Annotated in this window: 21 protein-coding genes; 20 read left to right on the top strand and 1 reads right to left on the bottom strand. The window is 64.0% G+C overall.

Annotated features, from left to right (window positions below; translation table 11 throughout):
• Positions 1-177 precede the first annotated feature (177 nt).
• The 20 genes from trbB (at position 178) to ACSYDV_RS17450 (ending at position 16,739) form a co-directional block, all read left to right on the top strand.
• Positions 178-1,224 (top strand): P-type conjugative transfer ATPase TrbB, encoded by a 1,047-nt coding sequence (trbB, locus tag ACSYDV_RS17545; protein WP_438325115.1) that lies wholly within the window; start codon positions 178-180, stop codon positions 1,222-1,224.
• Positions 1,221-1,484, top strand: coding sequence for a TrbC/VirB2 family type IV secretion system protein (locus ACSYDV_RS17540; RefSeq protein WP_438325355.1), 264 nt, complete (start codon positions 1,221-1,223; stop codon positions 1,482-1,484). The genes trbB and ACSYDV_RS17540 overlap by 4 nt, the downstream gene beginning before the upstream one ends.
• Positions 1,484-1,753 carry a VirB3 family type IV secretion system protein gene (locus ACSYDV_RS17535; protein WP_438325114.1) on the top strand — a complete coding sequence of 90 codons (270 nt, stop codon included), beginning with the start codon at positions 1,484-1,486 and terminating at the stop codon, positions 1,751-1,753. Before ACSYDV_RS17540 ends, ACSYDV_RS17535 begins: the two co-directional genes overlap by 1 nt.
• Positions 1,750-4,188, top strand: coding sequence for a conjugal transfer protein TrbE (trbE, locus tag ACSYDV_RS17530; protein ID WP_438325113.1), 2,439 nt, complete (start codon positions 1,750-1,752; stop codon positions 4,186-4,188). Before ACSYDV_RS17535 ends, trbE begins: the two co-directional genes overlap by 4 nt.
• Positions 4,189-4,192: 4 nt before the next feature.
• Complete coding sequence (trbJ, locus tag ACSYDV_RS17525; RefSeq protein ID WP_438325112.1) at positions 4,193-4,903, top strand: P-type conjugative transfer protein TrbJ; 711 nt, start codon at positions 4,193-4,195, stop codon at positions 4,901-4,903.
• A 1-nt stretch (position 4,904) separates the two neighbouring features.
• Entirely contained in the window at positions 4,905-5,156 is a 252-nt protein-coding gene (gene trbK-alt / locus ACSYDV_RS17520) for a putative entry exclusion protein TrbK-alt (RefSeq protein WP_438325111.1), read from the top strand.
• Positions 5,153-6,427 (top strand): P-type conjugative transfer protein TrbL, encoded by a 1,275-nt coding sequence (gene trbL, locus ACSYDV_RS17515; protein ID WP_438325110.1) that lies wholly within the window; start codon positions 5,153-5,155, stop codon positions 6,425-6,427. Before trbK-alt ends, trbL begins: the two co-directional genes overlap by 4 nt.
• 6 nt (positions 6,428-6,433) lie before the next feature.
• Positions 6,434-7,117, top strand: coding sequence for a conjugal transfer protein TrbF (gene trbF / locus ACSYDV_RS17510; RefSeq protein WP_438325109.1), 684 nt, complete (start codon positions 6,434-6,436; stop codon positions 7,115-7,117).
• Positions 7,114-7,956, top strand: coding sequence for a P-type conjugative transfer protein TrbG (gene trbG, locus ACSYDV_RS17505; protein WP_438325108.1), 843 nt, complete (start codon positions 7,114-7,116; stop codon positions 7,954-7,956). Before trbF ends, trbG begins: the two co-directional genes overlap by 4 nt.
• Positions 7,953-9,158 (top strand): TraB/TrbI/VirB10 family type IV secretion system protein, encoded by a 1,206-nt coding sequence (locus ACSYDV_RS17500; RefSeq protein ID WP_438325107.1) that lies wholly within the window; start codon positions 7,953-7,955, stop codon positions 9,156-9,158. Before trbG ends, ACSYDV_RS17500 begins: the two co-directional genes overlap by 4 nt.
• Positions 9,155-9,376 carry a DUF2274 domain-containing protein gene (locus ACSYDV_RS17495; RefSeq protein ID WP_438325106.1) on the top strand — a complete coding sequence of 74 codons (222 nt, stop codon included), beginning with the start codon at positions 9,155-9,157 and terminating at the stop codon, positions 9,374-9,376. Before ACSYDV_RS17500 ends, ACSYDV_RS17495 begins: the two co-directional genes overlap by 4 nt.
• Before the next feature lie 23 nt (positions 9,377-9,399).
• The gene (locus ACSYDV_RS17490; RefSeq protein ID WP_438325105.1) at positions 9,400-9,630 is read left to right on the top strand and encodes a helix-turn-helix domain-containing protein; all 231 of its coding nucleotides are present in this window, start codon (positions 9,400-9,402) and stop codon (positions 9,628-9,630) included.
• Between the two features lie 525 nt (positions 9,631-10,155).
• Complete coding sequence (locus ACSYDV_RS17485) at positions 10,156-10,920, top strand: SDR family NAD(P)-dependent oxidoreductase (RefSeq protein WP_438325104.1); 765 nt, start codon at positions 10,156-10,158, stop codon at positions 10,918-10,920.
• 11 nt (positions 10,921-10,931) lie between these two features.
• On the top strand, positions 10,932-11,579 hold the full coding sequence (locus ACSYDV_RS17480; protein WP_438325103.1) for a glutathione S-transferase family protein: 648 nt from the start codon (positions 10,932-10,934) through the stop codon (positions 11,577-11,579).
• Entirely contained in the window at positions 11,576-12,556 is a 981-nt protein-coding gene (locus tag ACSYDV_RS17475) for a thiamine pyrophosphate-dependent dehydrogenase E1 component subunit alpha (RefSeq protein WP_438325102.1), read from the top strand. The genes ACSYDV_RS17480 and ACSYDV_RS17475 overlap by 4 nt, the downstream gene beginning before the upstream one ends.
• Positions 12,553-13,545, top strand: a complete 993-nt coding sequence (locus ACSYDV_RS17470; protein WP_438325101.1) for an alpha-ketoacid dehydrogenase subunit beta — start codon at positions 12,553-12,555, stop codon at positions 13,543-13,545. The genes ACSYDV_RS17475 and ACSYDV_RS17470 overlap by 4 nt, the downstream gene beginning before the upstream one ends.
• 4 nt (positions 13,546-13,549) lie before the next feature.
• Complete coding sequence (locus ACSYDV_RS17465; protein ID WP_438325100.1) at positions 13,550-13,780, top strand: biotin/lipoyl-containing protein; 231 nt, start codon at positions 13,550-13,552, stop codon at positions 13,778-13,780.
• Positions 13,777-14,169: a nuclear transport factor 2 family protein gene (locus tag ACSYDV_RS17460; RefSeq protein WP_438325099.1), complete on the top strand. Its 393-nt coding sequence runs from the start codon at positions 13,777-13,779 to the stop codon at positions 14,167-14,169. The genes ACSYDV_RS17465 and ACSYDV_RS17460 overlap by 4 nt, the downstream gene beginning before the upstream one ends.
• 3 nt (positions 14,170-14,172) lie before the next feature.
• Complete coding sequence (locus tag ACSYDV_RS17455) at positions 14,173-15,822, top strand: FAD-dependent oxidoreductase (protein WP_438325098.1); 1,650 nt, start codon at positions 14,173-14,175, stop codon at positions 15,820-15,822.
• On the top strand, positions 15,819-16,739 hold the full coding sequence (locus ACSYDV_RS17450) for an SDR family oxidoreductase (protein ID WP_438325097.1): 921 nt from the start codon (positions 15,819-15,821) through the stop codon (positions 16,737-16,739). Before ACSYDV_RS17455 ends, ACSYDV_RS17450 begins: the two co-directional genes overlap by 4 nt.
• Positions 16,740-16,855: 116 nt before the next feature.
• Here the strand turns inward: ACSYDV_RS17450 and ACSYDV_RS17445 are convergent, their stop codons facing one another.
• A complete protein-coding gene (locus ACSYDV_RS17445) occupies positions 16,856-18,280 on the bottom strand; it encodes an aromatic ring-hydroxylating oxygenase subunit alpha (protein ID WP_438325096.1) in 1,425 nt (474 codons plus the stop codon).
• Between the last annotated feature and the right edge of the window lie 15 nt (positions 18,281-18,295).

Raw genomic sequence — 18,295 nt, 5'->3', positions numbered from 1 at the left:
CACGCCTCGTCGCAAAGCCTTAGTGATGATTCCGCATTGGCTACTTCGCTCAGCTACCTATTTCTTCGCCCACGCCCTACACCCTTAATTTCCTGTTGAAGCGCGCAGAAGCCTGCGTCTCTTACTCGTCCCCGTCGAGCCGGGCGCTTTTGCCGGCTCCTGAAAACGGGGTGTTCGATGAGCTCAATCTCCGCCAGGCACGAGGCGTTCCAGCGTAGCGCAAGCATGCTGCGCACCGCCCTCGGCGGCGCGATAGCCGAATGGCTCGCGGATCCTGCCGTTATCGAAATCATGCTCAATCCCGACGGTCGGCTCTGGGTCGACAGGCTTGGTGGGGGCATCGCCGACAGCGGTATTCTCCTGCCGGCCGCGGACGGTGAGCGCATCATCCGGCTCGTGGCCCATCATGTCGGGGCCGAAGTTCACGCCGGCGCGCCCCGCGTGTCGGCGGAGCTGCCGGAAAGCGGGGAGCGGTTTGAAGGGCTGCTGCCTCCGGTTGTGGCGGCCCCGGCCTTTGCTATCCGCAAGCCCGCTGTCGCGGTCTTCTCGCTCGGCGACTATGTGGCGGCCGGCATCATGGGGCCGGGCGAAGCCGATACGCTGCGCAAGGCCGTCGCGGCGCGCGCGAATATTCTCGTCGCCGGCGGAACGGGCACTGGCAAGACGACGCTCGCCAACGCTTTGCTCGCCGAGATCGCGGCCTCCGATGATCGCATCATTTTGATCGAAGACACGCGCGAGCTCCAATGCACCGCGCCCAACCTTGTCGCGCTTCGCACGAAAGACGGCGTCGCGTCGCTCTCCGACCTTGTGCGCTCGTCGCTCAGGCTTCGCCCCGACCGCATTCCCATTGGCGAGGTGCGCGGCGCCGAGGCGCTCGACCTCCTGAAGGCGTGGGGCACCGGCCATCCGGGCGGAGTCGGCACGATACATGCGGGCAGCGCGATCGGCGCGCTCCGCCGGATGGAGCAGCTGATCCAGGAAGCTGTGGTCACCGTGCCGCGCGAGCTTCTCGCCGACACCATCGATCTTGTCGCGGTTCTCGTCCGCGACAGCGCCGGCCGGCGCCTCTGCGAACTCGCGCGGGTGGACGGGTTCGATCCGGCGACCGGCAACTACCGCATCAATTCGCTTCTCGATGCTCTTGAAGGAGTCACGCAATGCAGAAGGATATTCGGCGCCGCCTTGCCGGCGGCGCCTTGCTCGCCGCCGTCTGTCTCATGACCTCGGTTCCGGCGCAGGCCGGCGGGTCTTCGATGCCATGGGAAGCGCCGCTGCAGTCGATCCTCGAAAGCATCGAGGGGCCGGTCGCAAAGATCGTCGCGGTGATCATCATCATCGTGACCGGGCTCAGCCTCGCGTTCGGCGACACATCGGGGGGCTTCCGGCGTCTCGTGCAGATCGTGTTCGGCCTGTCGATCGCCTTTGCCGCCTCGAGTTTCTTCCTCTCCTTTTTCTCCTTCGGGGGCGGGGCACTCGCCTGATGTCGGCCGAAGCGGACATTCCCGGCTTCTTCGCGCCGGTCCATCGTGCACTCGCCGAGCCCATCCTGCTCGGCGGAGCACCGCGGAGCCTCGCCATCGTCAACGGGACGCTCGCGGGAGCCGTCGGCCTCGGTCTCCGCCTCTGGCTCGTGGGTCTCGCCATCTGGGCGATCGGCCACGGACTGGCGGTGTGGAGCGCGCGCCGTGACGCTGCCTTCGTCGACGTCGCGCGGCGCCACCTCAAATATCCGGTCTGGATGCAGCCATGATGAATCTCTCCGAATATCGAACGAAATCCGCCGCGCTTGCCGACTTCCTCCCTTGGGTCGCGCTCGTGGCGGAGGGCGTGGTGCTGAACAAGGACGGGTCGTTTCAGCGATCGGCGCGCTTTCGCGGCCCCGACCTCGACAGCGCCACGCCCGCTGAACTTGTTGCGGTCACCGCGCGGCTCAACAATGCGCTGCGGCGGCTCGGGTCTGGATGGGCTATTTTTGTGGAAGCTCAGCGGATTGCTGCGAAAAGCTATCCCGTCTCCGAGTTCCCCGATCCCGTCTCCGAGCTGGTCGATGTCGAACGCCGCGAACAGTTTCGCGAAGAAGGCGCGCACTTCGAGAGCTTCTATTATCTCACCCTTCTGTGGATGCCGCCCGCCGAGGAGGCGGCGCGCGCCGAGGCCTGGCTCTATGAAGGACGGTCGAAGGCCGGCGTCGATCCGAAGGAATTGCTCGCAAGCTTCGTCGACCGGACCAACCGGCTTCTGCATCTGGTGGAAGGCTTCATGCCGGAGGCGGGGTGGCTCGGCGACGCCGAGACGCTCACCTATCTCCACAGCACCGTGTCGACGAAGGTGCAGCGTGTGCGCGTTCCCGAGACGCCGGCCTATCTCGACGCGCTGCTGACCGACGAGGCGCTCGTCGGCGGCCTCGAGCCCCGGCTCGGGAAACATTATGTGCGTACCCTCACGATCACGGGCTTTCCGAGCGTCACCTTTCCGGGACTGCTCGACGAGTTGAACAGGCTCGCCTTCGGCTATCGCTGGTCGACCCGCGCGATCATGCTCGACAAGAATGATGCGACCAGGCTGCTGACGAAGATCCGGCGCCAATGGTTCGCCAAGCGCAAGTCGGTTGCCGCGATCCTGAAGGAGGTCATGACGAACGAAGCGTCGGTGCTGGTCGACAGTGACGCTTCGAACAAGGCGGCGGATGCCGACATGGCGCTCCAGGAACTTGGCGCCGACAGCGCGGGCATCGCCTATGTGACCGCGACCGTCACGGTTTGGGATCGCGACGCTGCGCTGGCGGCCGAGAAGCTGCGCCTCGTGGAGAAGGTCATCCAGGGACGCGACTTCACCTGCATGAGCGAAGGCGTGAACGCGATCGAGGCCTGGCTCGGCAGTATTCCGGGGCAAGTGTACGCCAATGTCCGCCAGCCTCCCGTTTCCACGCTCAATCTCGCCCATATGATCCCGCTTTCGGCCGTATGGGCGGGGGCGGAACGGGACGAGCATTTCGGTCAGTCCCCCTTGCTGTATGGCAAGACCGAAGGTTCGACCCCGTTCCGCTTCTCGCTGCACGTCGGCGATGTTGGTCACACGCTGGTCGCGGGGCCTACGGGTGCAGGCAAATCCGTGCTGCTCGCGCTCATGGCGATGCAGTTCCGGCGCTATAGGGACGGCCAGATATTCGCCTTCGACTTCGGTGGTTCGATCCGCGCCGCGGCGCTCGCGATGGGCGGAGACTGGCAGGATCTCGGGGGCGCTCTCGATGACAGCGCCTTGGGCGTCGCGCTCCAGCCGCTTGCGCGTATCAACGAAGCGGCCGAGCGCGCCTGGGCGGCTGCATGGCTCGCTGCGCTTCTGGCGGGGGAAGGCGTCGCCGTCGATCCAGCTGCGAAAGAGCATCTTTGGTCGGCCCTGACATCGCTCGCAACCGCGCCGGTTTCCGAGCGCACGCTGACGGGGCTTGCAGTCCTGCTCCAGTCGCACGCGCTCAAGCAGGCGCTGTCGCCCTATCTGGTTGGCGGACCGTGGGGGCGGCTGCTCGACGCAGATACCGAAAGACTGGGCGAGGCACGAGTATTGGCGCTGGAGACCGAGGGCCTGATCGGAGCCGCGTCGGCTGCGGCGGTCCTGTCCTATCTTTTCCACCGCATCGAAGGACGGCTCGACGGCTCGCCTACGCTCATCATCATCGACGAGGGATGGCTGGTACTCGACAGCCCGGCCTTTGCCGCGCAGCTTCGTGAATGGCTGAAGACGCTCCGCAAGAAGAATGCGAGCGTCGTGTTTGCGACGCAGAGCCTCGCCGACATCGAGGCCTCGCCGATCGCCCCCGCGATCATCGAGAGCTGCCCGACCCGTATCTTTCTGCCCAACGAGCGCGCCGCCGAGCCGCAGATCGCCCGGGTCTACGAGCGGTTCGGGCTCAATGATCGCCAGATCGAGATACTGAGCCGGGCGACGCCGAAGCGCGACTATTATTGCCAGTCGCGCCGGGGCAACCGGCTGTTCGATCTTGGCCTCGGCTCAATCGCCCTCGCATTTGCGGCCGCGTCTTCGAAGTCCGACCAGATCCGCATCGGCGAGCTTTTCTTCGAGCATGGCGGCACGGGCTTCGCGGCCGCCTGGCTGCGACACCGGCATCTCGACTGGGCAGCCGATCTCATCGCCGACCTCGAACTTCCATCCCCCCTGAAGGAGTAATGCCATGAAGAAACGTCTCTGGCCTGCGGCCGCCGCCATGCTGGTTGGCAGCGCGACGCTTGCTGCGCCTGTCGCTCCCGCCGCAGCGCAGGTCGGCGGGATCGTCCACGATCCGCGCAACTATGCCCAGAATATCCTGACCGCCGCGCGCACGCTCGAGCAGATCAACAACCAGATCAAGCAGTTGCAGAACCAGTCGACGTCGCTCCTCAATGAAGCAAGGAATCTCACTGCATTGCCCACCTCGACGTTGCAGGAATTGCAGGGGCAGGTCGACCAGACACGCCAGCTTCTGAGCGCGGCGCAGCGGATCGCCTATGATGTGAAGGACGTCCAGTCGGCCTTCGAGGGTCGATACAGGGGCGCTGCGCTGGCGGGCTCCGGCGCCACCATGGTGGCGAATGCCGATGCGCGCTGGAAAGACAGCGTCGGGGCTTTCGAGGACGCGATGAAGGTGCAAGCCGGTATCGTCGGCAATCTGGGTGTCACGCGAAAGTCCATCGATACGCTGGTCGGCGCCAGCCAGTCGGCGACCGGTGCGCTCCAGGCGGCGCAGGCGGGTAATCAGCTGCTGGCGCTCCAGTCGCAGCAACTCGCCGATCTCACCGCTGCGCTCGCCGCGCAGGGGAGGGCACAGGCGCTCGACGCTGCGAGGAGCGCGGCAGCCGAGGCCGAAGCGCGCGAGCGTTTCCGCCGCTTTCGCGGCAAGAACTGAGATGGGGCGGACGGCGAAGATTGCCGGTGTTGCCGTGCTTGGGGCGTTGGTTCTCACGCTCGCGATCATATCGGCGGCCTCGACCTCCGCTCCAGGTGCGTCCGCCTCGCGCACTTCCCGGGAGGACACGCCACCCGTGGCCGCCGCCGTGCCGGCCCACTGCCGTAGCGCGACCCAGGCTGATGCGGTCTGCACAGCGGCCTGGGAGACCAGGCGCCGTCATTTCTTCGGCAAGCAGGATGAGCGCAGATGAACGACACCGGCATCATAGACCAATTTCTGTCGGTCTTCTCGACCTATATCGATAGTGGCTTCGGGTTGCTTGGCGGCGAGGTCGGCTTTCTCTCCTCGACTCTCATCGTCATCGACGTGACGATCGCGGCACTCTTCTGGGCATGGGGCACCGACGAGGACGTCCTGCAGCGGCTGATCAAAAAGACTCTCTATATCGGCGTCTTCGCTTTCATCATCGGCAACTTCGCAGGCCTTGCAGCGATCCTTTTCGAGAGCTTCGCGGGACTGGGTTTGAAGGCCAGCGGCGCTTCGATGGCGATCGGCGATTTCATGCGCCCGGGCATGGTGGCCGCGACCGGACTCGACGCGGCCGAGCCGTTGCTCGACGCTTCGGCCGATCTCATGGGGCCGGTCGGGCTCTTCACCAACTTCGTCCAGATCATGATCCTGCTCATCGCCTGGGTGATCGTCGTGCTCGCCTTCTTCATTCTCGCCGTGCAGATTTTCGTGACGATCCTCGAATTCAAATTGGTAACGCTCGCCGGTTTCGTGCTGTTGCCCTTCGCCTTTTTCGGGCGGACCGCCTTCATGGCCGAGCGTGTCCTTGGCCATGTCATCTCGTCGGGCATCAAGGTTCTTGTGTTGGCTGTCATCACGGGGATCGGAACGACGCTGTTCGACCGCTTCGTGCAGGCGGGCCTCGGAGCCGAGCCCGACATCGAGCAGGTCATGGCGATCGCGCTCGGCGCGCTGACCCTCCTCGGCCTCGGCATCTTCGGACCCGGGATCGCAAACGGCATTGTCGCCGGCGGGCCTCAGCTCGGCGCGGGAGCGGCGGCCGGGACGACGGTTGCGGCTGGCGCCACTCTTGCCGCGGGTGCAGCTGGCGCGACGCTTGCCGCCGGCGCGGCCACTACCGCCGCGGGCCGCGCGGCGATGGGCGGATCGCGCGCCGCAGGGGGCGTGTCGGCGGCCTACGCCCGCGGCTCGGCCGGGAAGCAGGGAGGCGCCGCCTTCGGCTCTGGAATGGCAGAGGTGGCCCGCACCGCCGCGAGCGGCGCAGGAGCGCCGGTGCGCAAGGCAGCCGAGCGAATTCGCGCCAGCCTTTCCTCGGGCAGGAACGGCTCGGCGGCTGCCGGCGCCGCGCCCGCCGACGGACCGCCCGCCTGGGCATCATCCTTGCGCCGCCGTCAGGCGATGACGAGCGGCGCCACCATCGCTTCGCAGACGCTGAAGGCTGGCGACAGCCATGGCGCGGGGAGCGCGCCCGACATCAGAGAGAAGGAGTGACGCGTTATGTTTGGACGACCTTCGATCCGCTACGGGCAATCGCCCGTGCCGGTGACCCCCTATCAGCGCGCGGCGCAGGTGTGGGACGATCGCATCGGCTCTGCCCGGGTGCAGGCAAGAAGCTGGCGACTGGCCTTCTTCGGTTGCCTCGCGCTCTCGGGCGGCCTCGCGGGCGGTCTGGTCTGGCAATCGGCGCGCGGGACGATCACGCCTTGGGTCGTCGAAGTTGACAAGTTGGGCGAGGCGAGGGCGATTGCGCCCGCAGACGCCGACTATGAAGCAACCGACCCGCAAATTGCCTTCCACCTTGCGCGCTTCATCGAGCATGTGCGTTCGATCCCGGCCGACCCCGTGGTGCTGCGAGAAGATTGGCTCGCTGCCTATGACTTTGCCAGCGACACGGGCGCGCAGGCGCTCAACGATTATGCACGGGGCAATGATCCCTTTGCCGAGGTTGGCAAGTTCCAGGTGGCGGTCGACGTTTCCAGCGTCATTCGCGCATCGAAGAGCAGCTTCCGGATCGCATGGACTGAACGCCGATATCAGGATGGCAGCCTGATCGAAAAGTCGCGCTGGTCGGCGATCCTCACCTTTCGCGTCGATCCGCCCCGAACGCCCGACGCCATCAGAAAGAACCCGCTGGGCCTCTTTGTTACCGCTATTTCATGGTCAAAGGAACTGAGCCAATGACGCGCAACCTTCTTCTCTTTCTGGCAATCGTGCCACTTTTTGTCCCTGCGTCCGCCTCGGCGGAACCCGCCGACCCCAAGCTCAGGGTAGGACGCGCCAATGCCGAGGCCCGGGTGCAGCCCGACCGGCAGACCTACCGCAATGCGATCCAGCAATATGCTTGGGCTGAGGGCGCTCTCTATCAGGTCTATGCCGCGCCCGGACGGGTGACCGATATCGTCCTGCAAGAGGGCGAAATGCTCGTCGGGCCAGGGCCGGTCGCGGCCGGCGACACGGTGCGCTGGATCATTGGCGACACGCTGAGCGGATCGGGTGCATCGCGGCGAGTTCACTTGCTGGTGAAGCCCACGCGCTCCGACATTTCCACAAATCTCGTCATCAACACGAACCGGCGGACCTATCATGTCGAGTTGCGCGCCACGCCGGCAACCTACATGGCGTCGGTGTCCTGGACCTATCCCGCAGACGAATTGATCGCGCTCCGCGCAGCAGAAGCCGAGCGGGAACGGCTCGCGCTGGCCGCGACGGGTCTCGATCTCGCCACCCTTAATTTCGGCTACCGGATAGCGGGCGACAACGTCGGGTGGAGGCCGGTGCGCGTGTTCGACGACGGGCGGCAGACCTTCGTGGAATTTTCCGCAGGCATCGCCTCGGACGAGATGCCGCCAATCTTCGCTCTTGGCGCCAAGGGCGAAGCGGAGCTGGTCAATTACCGGGTCAACGGCCGCTACCTTGTCGTCGACCGTCTGATCGATCGCGCCGTGCTGCGGCTCGGGGTCGGCAAGGCTGCGCGCGAAGTGCGCATCGAGCGCGACAAAGCGCGTCGAGGCCGGTCATGAACGCATCCGACGCAGAGGCCGCGGTGCCGCAGGATATCGAGGATATCGATGCGATCGCGCCCGAAAGCACCGAGGGCTTCCGGCTCGCCGCCGAGCCGCCGAGCGTGATGCGGCTGTCGCGAAAGGCGCTTGCCGTGCTGGGCGGGACGGCCGGCGTCGCGATCGGGGGCGCGCTGCTCTACGCGCTTCAGCCCGCTGGTCCGAAGGACGCAGAGAATCTGTACCGGACGGAAAGTCGCAGCAGGCCCGACGCGCTCACGCGAGCCCCTGCCGATTATGGGTCGGTCCCGAAACTCGGGCCGCCGTTGCCAGGCGATCTCGGTCGCCCGATCCTGTCGGCGCAAGAGGAAGGCCAGATGCCGCCCGGGCCGCCAGCGCAGGAGAGCGCTGCGCGCGATCCCGCGCTCGACGCGCGCGATCGCGCGCGACAGGAAAGGGAAAGCGCTAACGCTAGCCGGGTCTTTCTTTCTGGCGGCGCGGCTTCGCGCGGGTCGCCCCCCGATACCGACGCGGCGCCCACGGCGGCGGGGCAGGGGAATCCTGCCGATGCCGCTCCGGCGCCCCGACCTCAGCCAGCCATGGTGGGGGCAGGCTGGGCGGACGAAAGCACGTCGCGCATTCGCTCGGCCAGCTCTCCCTATCTGCTGCAGGCAGGAAGCGTCATCCCCGCGGCGATGGTAACGGGCATACAGTCCGATCTGCCGGGGCAGGTGATCGCCCAGGTCACGGAGAATGTCTACGATAGCCCGACGGGCCGGACTCTCCTGATCCCACAGGGTGCGAGACTGATAGGGGAATATGACAGTGAGGTAGTCGCCGGTCAGAACCGTGTGTTGCTCGGATGGGATCGGCTACTCTTTTCGGACGGACGCTCGGTCTCGCTCGAACGACTGCCTGGCGTCGATGCTCGCGGAATGGCTGGCTTGTCCGATCGCACCGACAATCACTGGGGACATATGTTCCGTGCCGCGCTCGTTACTTCGCTCCTTGGTGCCGGCGCTGAGATCGGTTCCGGTGACGATGATCGCCTGGTGCGCGCCCTCCGACGGGGGCCGCAGGATAGCGTTAGCGAAGTAGGACAGCGGCTGGTCGACCGGCAGCTGAGAATTCCGCCGACGCTGACGGTCAGGCCGGGCTTCGTTCTCCGCGTGCTCGTCACCCGCGACCTGATCCTGGAGCCCGCAGCGGGATCAGGGCAATGAGCCAGGGTCTTCGCCTCGGTCCGATTCTCGAGGACAAGCCGGTCAAGGTCACTGTGGAACTGTCGAGCATTCTTCACGCCCAGCTCTCGGAATATGCAGTCTTGCACGCGCGAGAGAATGGGATCGCGGCTCCGCTTTCTCCCGAACGGCTGATTGCCCCGATGCTCGAAAGATTCATCGCGACCGACCGTGGATTTGCCCGGCTGAGAAAGCGGTAGCCGGCGCTCGGGACACAATCACCGTGAAACCCTATTCCACGCCCGAGAAGCTACCGTGCCCGGCCTATCTTCCGGTCGAGCCGGTCAGCGTGAGGATACCGACCGCAGTGAAGCTGACCGGACTCAGTCGGTCGACCATTTACAACCTCATCAAGTCGGGCGACCTCGATATGGCCAAGGTCGGCAGTGTCACGCTTATCCCCGTCGACAGCCTCCGACGATTTGTGGACAGCAGGCGCATCAAATCAGAATAGTTTCGAGATATAATATTCGTCACATGGGCCGCAATTGCGGCCCATTTTTTCATAGACAATCTATGCCCGTCCATGCGAGTGTAAGCAATAGCCGAACTGGTATCGGACAACCGGTGTGGGAGAACCCGTGGGATATAGTTTATGATATCCCATGATTTCTCTTAGATTTTGGCAGTTTATTGGGTTTTTAGGGCGGAAGCCCTGTCCACAACCGCCCTTCGAGGCGATGAAAACCCAGAGGCATAGTCTCTGACCTCCCGTTCCTACACCGATGCATGAGGACGGTGTCCGACCTGTTCTGCAGAAATGGGTCGGCGAAGTGGATCATTCGTAAGCGCGGACTCTGTGAGTCAACGCCAGATCCATTTGGATTTCCGTACCGAGGGCCTTCCGTCGATCCGGGCTTGGTCGCCTCATCGCCAATATAAGATTGCCGACGCCTGCCGCGATGCTGACATTTTTGCTGATGTCTCGCGGACGGCGTTCCCGCTACGCTTCCTTATAAAATAATCAGAGGAGGATGCGATGGACCTGGGTCTCAAGGGCAAGAAAGTCATCATGAACGGCGGCGCGCACGGTCTGGGGCTCGCTTCGCTCAAGATTTTTGCCGCCGAGGGCGCCGACGTCGCCTTTTTCTCGCGCGATGCAGAGAAGGTTGCTGCCGCGGTGGCGGCGATCGACGCCGCCGGGCCGGGCAAGGTGTTCGGCGAACAGTTCGACATGACCGGCAATCCCGACGGCTATCGCGACTGGCTGGCGAAGGCGCGCGATACGCTCGGCGGCTGCGACATCTTCATCCATACCGCGAGCTCGTCGGGGCAGGGGGCGACTGGCGATTGGCAGCGCGGGCTCGACATGGATGTCATGGGTGCGGTGCATGGCGTTGAGGTGCTGACCGAGGCGCTCGCGGCGTCGGGGTCGGGATCGATCATCTTCATGTCGTCGACAGCGGCGGTCGAGACCTTCATCGTGCCGCAGGCGTTCAACGCGCTGAAGGCCGCGCTGATTACCTATGGATCGCAATTGAGTCAGTCGCTCGCGGCGCAGAACATCCGCGTCAACATCGTGTCGCCCGGCGCCATCTATTATCCGGGCGGCAACTGGGAGGTCATCAAGTCGGCGGTTCCCGCGCTTTATGATGCCACGCTCGCTCAGATGCCGATGGGACGCTTCGGCGAGGCGGAGGAAGTGGCGAAGGGTATCGTCTTCATGGCCTCGCCCGCCTGTCCCTATATGACCGGCGCGCATCTCGTGATCGACGGCGGCTTCACCAAGCGCGTCCAGTTCTAGGGCGCCGCGCGATGAAGCTTTACCAGTCGCTTGGCCCCAATCCGCGCGTGGTGCTGATGTATCTCGCCGAGACCGGGGTGCAGGTCGATCGCCAGTTCGTGGACATCATGGCGGCCGAGAATCGTCAGCCCGATTTCTGCGCCAAAAGTCCGCTCGGGCACACGCCTTTGCTCGAACTCGATGATGGCGGCTGTATCGCCGAGAGCATTGCGATCTGCGAATATCTCGACGAGACGCTGGGCGGCCACAAGCTGCTCGGAACGACCGCAGGGGAGCGGGGTCGGACGCGGATGCTGGTGCGGATCGTCGACCAGCTCGTCGTTGTTCCCATGACCGCGGGCTTTCGCGGCGCCGAGGGACTGCCGATGTTCCAAAGCCGGCTGCTCTGCCTGCCCGATGCCGCTGCGGACCTGAAACGGCTTGCGGCCGACGGGCTGGCACACGTCGACCGGATCGTAGGCGCGGGGCCATGGCTGGCGGGCGATCGCTTCAGCCTCGCCGACATCCTGCTTTATTCCTTCGTCGAGTTCGGCGCGATGGTTGGGCAGCCGCTCGACCCTGCGCACATCAACCTCGCCGCCTGGCGCGATCGCGTCGCGGCACGACCAGGCGCCGCCGCCAGCGCCAACCCCAAATTGGGCATCGGAGAGCCTGCATGACCGAGAAGACGATTGATCGCGAAAAGCTGCGCGACATCTACACCCGCACGATGCGCGTTGCGCGTGCCGACGAGAAATTCCGTTCACTGCTGATGACCGGCAAGCTGGCGGTGATCTATTACACTGTGCGTGGACAGGAACTGGTGTCGGCTGCGGCGATGGCCGCGCTCGAACAGGATGACTATCTGGTCACCACCTATCGCGGCCAGCATGACCAGATCGCCAAGGGCGTGCCGCTGAATCCCTTGTTCGCCGAGATTGCGGGCAAGGTCGGTGGCACCTGCCGCGGCAAGGGCGGGTCGATGCATATTACCCACCCCGAAACCGGGGTGATGGTGACGACCGGCGTCGTCGGGTCGGGGCTTCCGATCGCCAACGGCCTTGCGCTGTCGTCGCAGAATCGCGGCGACGGCAAGGTGACGATGGTCTGCTTTGGCGACGGGGCGACCAACATCGGGGCGTTTCATGAGGCAATGAACATGGCGCAGTTGTGGAAACTGCCCGTGATCTTCCTCTGCCAGAACAACCGTTACGGTGAGCACACTGCGTTTGCCGATCATACCAAAGTCGATTCGATCGTCACCCGCGCCAAGGCGTATGGAATGGAAGGCGTGAAGGTTGACGGCAATGATGCGATCGCGATGTACAACACCACCAAAGCGGCAGTCGATCGCGCGCGTGCGGGCGACGGGCCGACGCTCATCGAGGCGATGTGTTACCGGATGCTCGGCCATTTCTTCGGCGCCGATTTCTCGTACATGCCGCCCGAGCATCTCGCGGAGATGGCGGCGGAAGATCCGCTTCCGCGGCTCCGTCAGTTGATGCTCGATCATCAGTTTACCGAGTCCGAGCTCGACGCGATCGTCGCCGATCTCGACGCTCAGATGGATGCCGCAGCGGAGTTTGCAGCGAGCAGTCCGCTGCCGGGGCCGGAGGAAATCCGCAAGGATGTCTTCGAAGAGGAGATTGCGGCATGAGCGCGCAGATTACCGTGACGCAGGCGATCAACCGCGCGATCGACGAGGCGATGGCCGAGGATGAGGGGGTGATCCTGCTCGGCGAGGATGTTGCGGCCAAACAAGGTGGCGGGGTGTTCAAAATCTCGGCAGGGCTGACCGAAAAATATGGCGAAAACCGGGTCCGCGCGACGCCGATTTCCGAAACTGCCATCGTCGGCGCATGTGTCGGCGCGGCGCTCGCGGGCTTTCGCCCGATCGCCGAGATCATGCTGATGAACTTCGTCACCGTGGCGATGGATCAGATCGTCAACCATGCGGCGAAACTGCGTTTCATGTCGGGCGGGCAGACGAACGTCCCGCTGGTGATACGCACCACGACCGGGGTCGGGGTCGGCTTCGGCGGTCAGCATTCGGACATGCTCGAAGCTTGGTTCGCGCATGTGCCGGGCCTTAAGATCGTTACGCCCTCGAACGCCGCCGATGCGCAGGGACTGATGCGCGCGGCGATCGCGTGCAACGACCCGGTGATCTTCATCGAGAATATTCTTTGCTACGGCCTGAAATCCGACGATCCGGGGCCGGGGCACGTTGTGCCGCTGGGCAAAGCGGCGGTCGCGCGCGAGGGCAGCGACTGCACGATCGTTACCTATGGCCGAACGGTGCTCGATGCGCTCGAAATTGCGGGCAAGCTCTCGGAGGAAGGCATTTCGGTCGAGGTGATCGATCTGCGCACCATCGCGCCTTATGATGAGGAGACCGTCACCGCGTCGGTCGAGAAGACCGGGCGCGCCGTGGTGCTGCACGAGGCGGTCAAGCAATATGGGACGGGCGCTGAGATCGCGTCGCGCCTCAATGAAAAATTGTTCGGCAAGCTGAAGGCGCCTGTCACGCGCATCGGCGGCGCTTTCTCAGCCGTCCCGATGGCGAATGCACTCGAACAGGCGTGGATTCCGAACAAGGATGCAATCGCCGATGCGGTGCGCGCCGCGATGAACTGGAAGGGATAAGGCGATGGCGGAAGAATTGCGGATTCCGAAAGTCGGCATGTCGGCGACCGAAATGACGCTCAACGAGTGGATGTTCGGCGATGGTGATCGCGTCGAAATCGGCGAGATCATCTACACCGTTGAAACCGACAAGACGACGGTCGAGATCGAGGCGCAGGTCGCGGGGATTCTCCGTCCTACCGGAGTTGAGGGTGAGGTTTATCCGGTCGGCGCGTTGGTTGGCACCATCGAATGACCCCGCTGGAGGCAAGCAAGGCGATGTACGCCGAAGTCGCCAAGGGCAATTGGGATGCGGTCGCCGACTATATGGCCGAAGATTTCGTCATCCATGAACCGGCATCGCTGCCCTATGGCGGCGAGTGGCGGGGACGTGACGCGCTTCAACGGCTCTACGCGCATGTGATGGGTTATTGGGACGACCCGGTCGTCAAATGGCAAGAATTGGTGGGCGGCGACCAGTATGCCGTCGCGCTGCTCCATTTCACTGTCACCGCCAAGTCGAGCGGCAAGCGCTTCGAAACGCATATCGCCGAAGTCACGGCGTTCGATGACGCGGGCAAGATGGCGTCGATGCGGATCCATTATTTCGATACCGCCGACATGGTCGAGCAACTGAAGGCATAAGAGATGAGCGAAGCGCCGCATGTCATCGTCCTCGGTACCGGCGGCGCGGGGCTCACTGCCGCCATTTCGGCGCACGAGGCCGGCGCGCGCGTCTCGCTGTTCGAAAAGGGCGATCAGGTCGGTGGAACCACCGCATGGTCGGGCGGGATGATCTGGATTCCGAACAATCATCATGAGGCCACCCTAGGGGTCGAGGACAGCCGCGAAAAGGCGCTGACCTATCTGATGTCGATGTCGCACGGGCTGATGCAGCAGCCTTTGGTCGAAGCCTTCCTCGACCACGGGCCCGAGATGGTGGCTTTCCTCGAAGCCAACACGCCGGTGCAGTTCCGGCCTATCCCTGAATTTCCTGATTATCACGCGGAATTTCCGGGTGGGATGCCGAACGGAGGGCGGTCGCTCGATTGCCCGCTCTATTCCTTTCATGAGCTCGGTGAATGGGCCGGCAAGGTCACGCTCTCGCCCTATTATCCCATGCCCTATTTCTCCATCTATGACACGCCGCTGGGACAGGCGAAGCCGCAGCCGCTGACGCCTGAGGAATTGCAGCGCCGTATCGAGGGCGATTTGCGCGGCAGCGGGCAGGCGCTTGTGGGGCGTTTGCTACGCGCCTGCCTCGATCGCGGGATCGAACCGAAGACGGATCACCGCGCGGTGCGGCTGCTGATGGATGGCGATCGCGTGGCGGGAGCGGCGTTTGAAACGCCCGACGGTCCGATTGCGGTCGCCGCCGATGCGGTGATCCTCGCGACCGGGGGCTTCGAATGGGACAAGGATCTGCTTCGCGCCTTTCTCCGGGGACCGATGACGCATCCGTTGAGCCCGCAGACCAACAGTGGCGACGGCCTGAAGATGGCTATGCGCGTCGGCGCGATGCTCGGCAATATGCGCGAAGCCTGGTGGATGCCCGTTGCCGAGGTGCCGGAGAGTGAAAGCGCGACCGGCAAGACACTGGTTGCTGGCCAGCGCAGCCTGCCTCATTCGATCATGGTCAACCGCGCTGGCAAACGCTTCACCAACGAGGCGGCGAACTACAACGCGATCGGTGCGGCGTTTCACGATCAGGATGTCAGCGCATTCGATTATGCGAACCTGCCGTGCTGGCTGATTTTCGATCAGCAATATATCGACCGCTTCGGCTTTGGCATGATCAGCGGCGAGCGGGGCGCTGCGCCGCCGCAATGGGCGATGCGGGCGGAGAGCTTGCCCGAACTGGCGACGCGGCTCGGTATCGATCCCGATGCGCTGTGCGCGACGATCGAACGGTTCAACGGTCATTGCGCGACCGGGCGCGACCCCGATTTCGGGCGCGGCGATGCAGCACATGATCAATGGTGGGGCGATCCCGAGGGTCGCGGATCGACGGCAGCGACACTGGGGCCGATCGGGCGAGGACCTTTCTTCGCGGTCGAGATCAAGAGCGGCGCGCTCGGGACCAAGGGCGGACCGCAAACCGACGCCCATGCGCAGGTGCTGAGCGTCGATGGCGGCCCGATTCCCGGCCTTTATGCTGCAGGCAATGTCATGGCATCGGCGATGGGCATGACCTACGGCGGACCCGGTGGGACGATCGCGCCGGGGATGGTGTTCGGCTATCTCGCCGGGCGTCACGCCGCGACCGTATCGGCAAAGCAACTGGAGGGTGCGGCATGAAAAAGATTATTGTTCTCGGCGCGCCCGCAGATCAGGGGATTCCGTTGCTTACCGCGCTGAAGGCAAGGGGGCTGGAACCCACCGCCGGCGTCAGGCGGCCGGGCGCGATGGCGGCGACGATACACGCCGATGTTCCCGAAGTGGCTGCCGATCTCTACGATGTTGCGAGCCTGACGGCCGCATTCACCGGCCAGGATGCCCTCGCCATGCATCTGCCCTTCGAATTCGACCGCGCGCGCGCCGCGACGATGGGGCGCAACATCGCGGAGTCCGCACGACTGGCGGGGCTCGGCAAGATTGTCTTCAACACGAGCTGCTTTGTCGCCGATCACGATCTCGAACTGTCGGCGCATGACGGGCGGCGCGATATCGAGCGTGCGATCCATGATAGCGGCGTGCCCTATGTCGTCATCGAGCCGATGGTGTTCATGGACAATATCATCCGCATCTGGTCGCGCCCGGCAATCGTGAACAGCGGCGTGTTCGCTTATCCGGCGGCCGAGACGCTGAAGATCAGCTGGGTCTGCCTGGAGGATGTTGCGGCCTATATGGTTTCGGCTTTGCTTCACGAGGATTTGATCGCCGACCGGATTGCAGTGGGCGGACCCGAGGCGCTGGTCGGGGCCGAAGTCGCCGCACGGCTAAGCGTCGCGGCAGGCCGTCCGGTGCGGTTTCAGAGCCTGTCGCCCGACGAGTTTGCTTCGCGGATGAGTGAACTCGTCACCGGATCGCGCGAGGTACAGCCCGCCAGCATCTATGATGGCATGGCCAAATTCTATCGCTGGTACAACGACCAGCACGTATCGCCCGTCGCGCTCGATGCGGTCCCCGCGGCACGGCTGCTAGGCGTGACGCCGACGTCGTTTGCGGAGTGGGCGAAGCGGCAGGACTGGTCGCCGGTGAAGTGCCCCGCTTAACCCACCACCGTTCACCCTGAGCTTGTCGAAGGGCGGTTCTTTCTTTCGGCGTTGTCGAGACAAGAACCGTGCTTCGACAAGCTCAGCACGAACGGAAATGGGGTAGATGCGGGAGGCTAGGGCAACTGCCCATCGACATATTTGCCCAGCGTGTTTTGGAAATGCCGGATGCGGCTTTCCTGATAATGTCCGAGTTCGATCACACCATTGGGTGAGGACTTCATACCCTCCTGCACATAGGGCAGATTTTCCATATCTTGGTCGAACACCCCGGCGAGCGCTGCGCCGATCAAATGGCTGGCGCTGGCGAAGGGCTGGTCGTCGGGAATCAGGTGCATAGGCGCAGACTTCGGCGGTTTCTCGCCCATCGGCGTGCGCATCAGGATGCGGACTTCCATCAGGCTGTGGTCGGCGTCGCCCCACGGGCGCCAGCGATAGACGATGTTCGGCACCAGTCCGCCCCACGGCGCCCAGTTGGGAAAGACGTTATAGGTGAAATTGTCGAGCATCTCGCTGTCGGTCGCACCCGAATAATCATGCCCGTTCATCGCCGAAAAGGCGTCGCGGTTCGCTTGAGCCAGCACTTTGCGCGCGAGCATCGGGTCGTCGGCCTCAAAGCCTTTCAGGTCGGCCGGATCGCCGGTCGCCCGGCGTGCGCGGCTGTCGCCGCCGCCGATGAACTCTTCGAGCGATTTCAGGACATAGAATTGATCCTTGCCCTTGATGTGCGGTGACATCGCGCCCGCCGGCGTGATCGCTCGGTTGAGGAAGTCGCCGTAAAGATCGTAGCGCGTGTTGGCGTCGGCGGTAAAGCCCAGGATCTGCGGATGGGTGACGATGCTGTGCCACGCTTCCATGAACGCTTCCGCGACCGCTTTCCAGTTTGCGGGGATGACGCGGCCGACCCACGCGGCGGTATGGCATTCGTCGAGCCGCCAATTGTCGTAATGCTCAACCCCGGACCCGACCCATTCGCGAAAGCTCGGAAGGTCGTGGTTCTCGGTGACGAGCAGGAAGCCTTGCCAGCTTTCGACCTTCAGCTCGGGCAGGCTCATGTCCTTGTCGCCCAGATGCTTGAAGTCCCACGCGCATGGCGCTTCTTTGAAGCGGCCGTCGTGGTGCCAGGAAAAGCCGTGGAAGGGGCAGCGCAGGTTCACCGCCGGGCCGCTTTCGGTCCGCAGCTTGCGGCCGCGGTGGAGACAGACATTGTAGAAGGCTTTAACCGACAAATCCTTCTGGCGGACGAGAAGGATACTCTTTTCGTTGATGTCATAAACGACGGTGTCGCCGGGGTTCGGCATATCTTCTTCGCGCGCAGCGAACTGCCAGATGTTCGGCCACATTTTTTCGCGTTCGAGCTTGGCCCAATCCTCGCTGACGTACCGTTCGATCGCGATCGGTTCGTCGCCTAGTTCCTGATTGGATTCGGCGAACAGATAGTCGGGCACGCGCCGCGTATCGGCCTCCAGCATGTTGGTATAGCTTGTGCCGGGGCAGCGGTCGTCGCGATCCGAAGCCTGAGGAGGAGAGAGATCGTTCATCGGTTACTCCGAAAG

The organism is Sphingopyxis selenitireducens (assembly GCF_051550705.1).
Lineage (GTDB): Bacteria > Pseudomonadota > Alphaproteobacteria > Sphingomonadales > Sphingomonadaceae > Sphingopyxis.
Note: the sequence above shows the minus strand (reverse complement) of the source record. Positions and strands in the feature narration are given on the sequence as shown.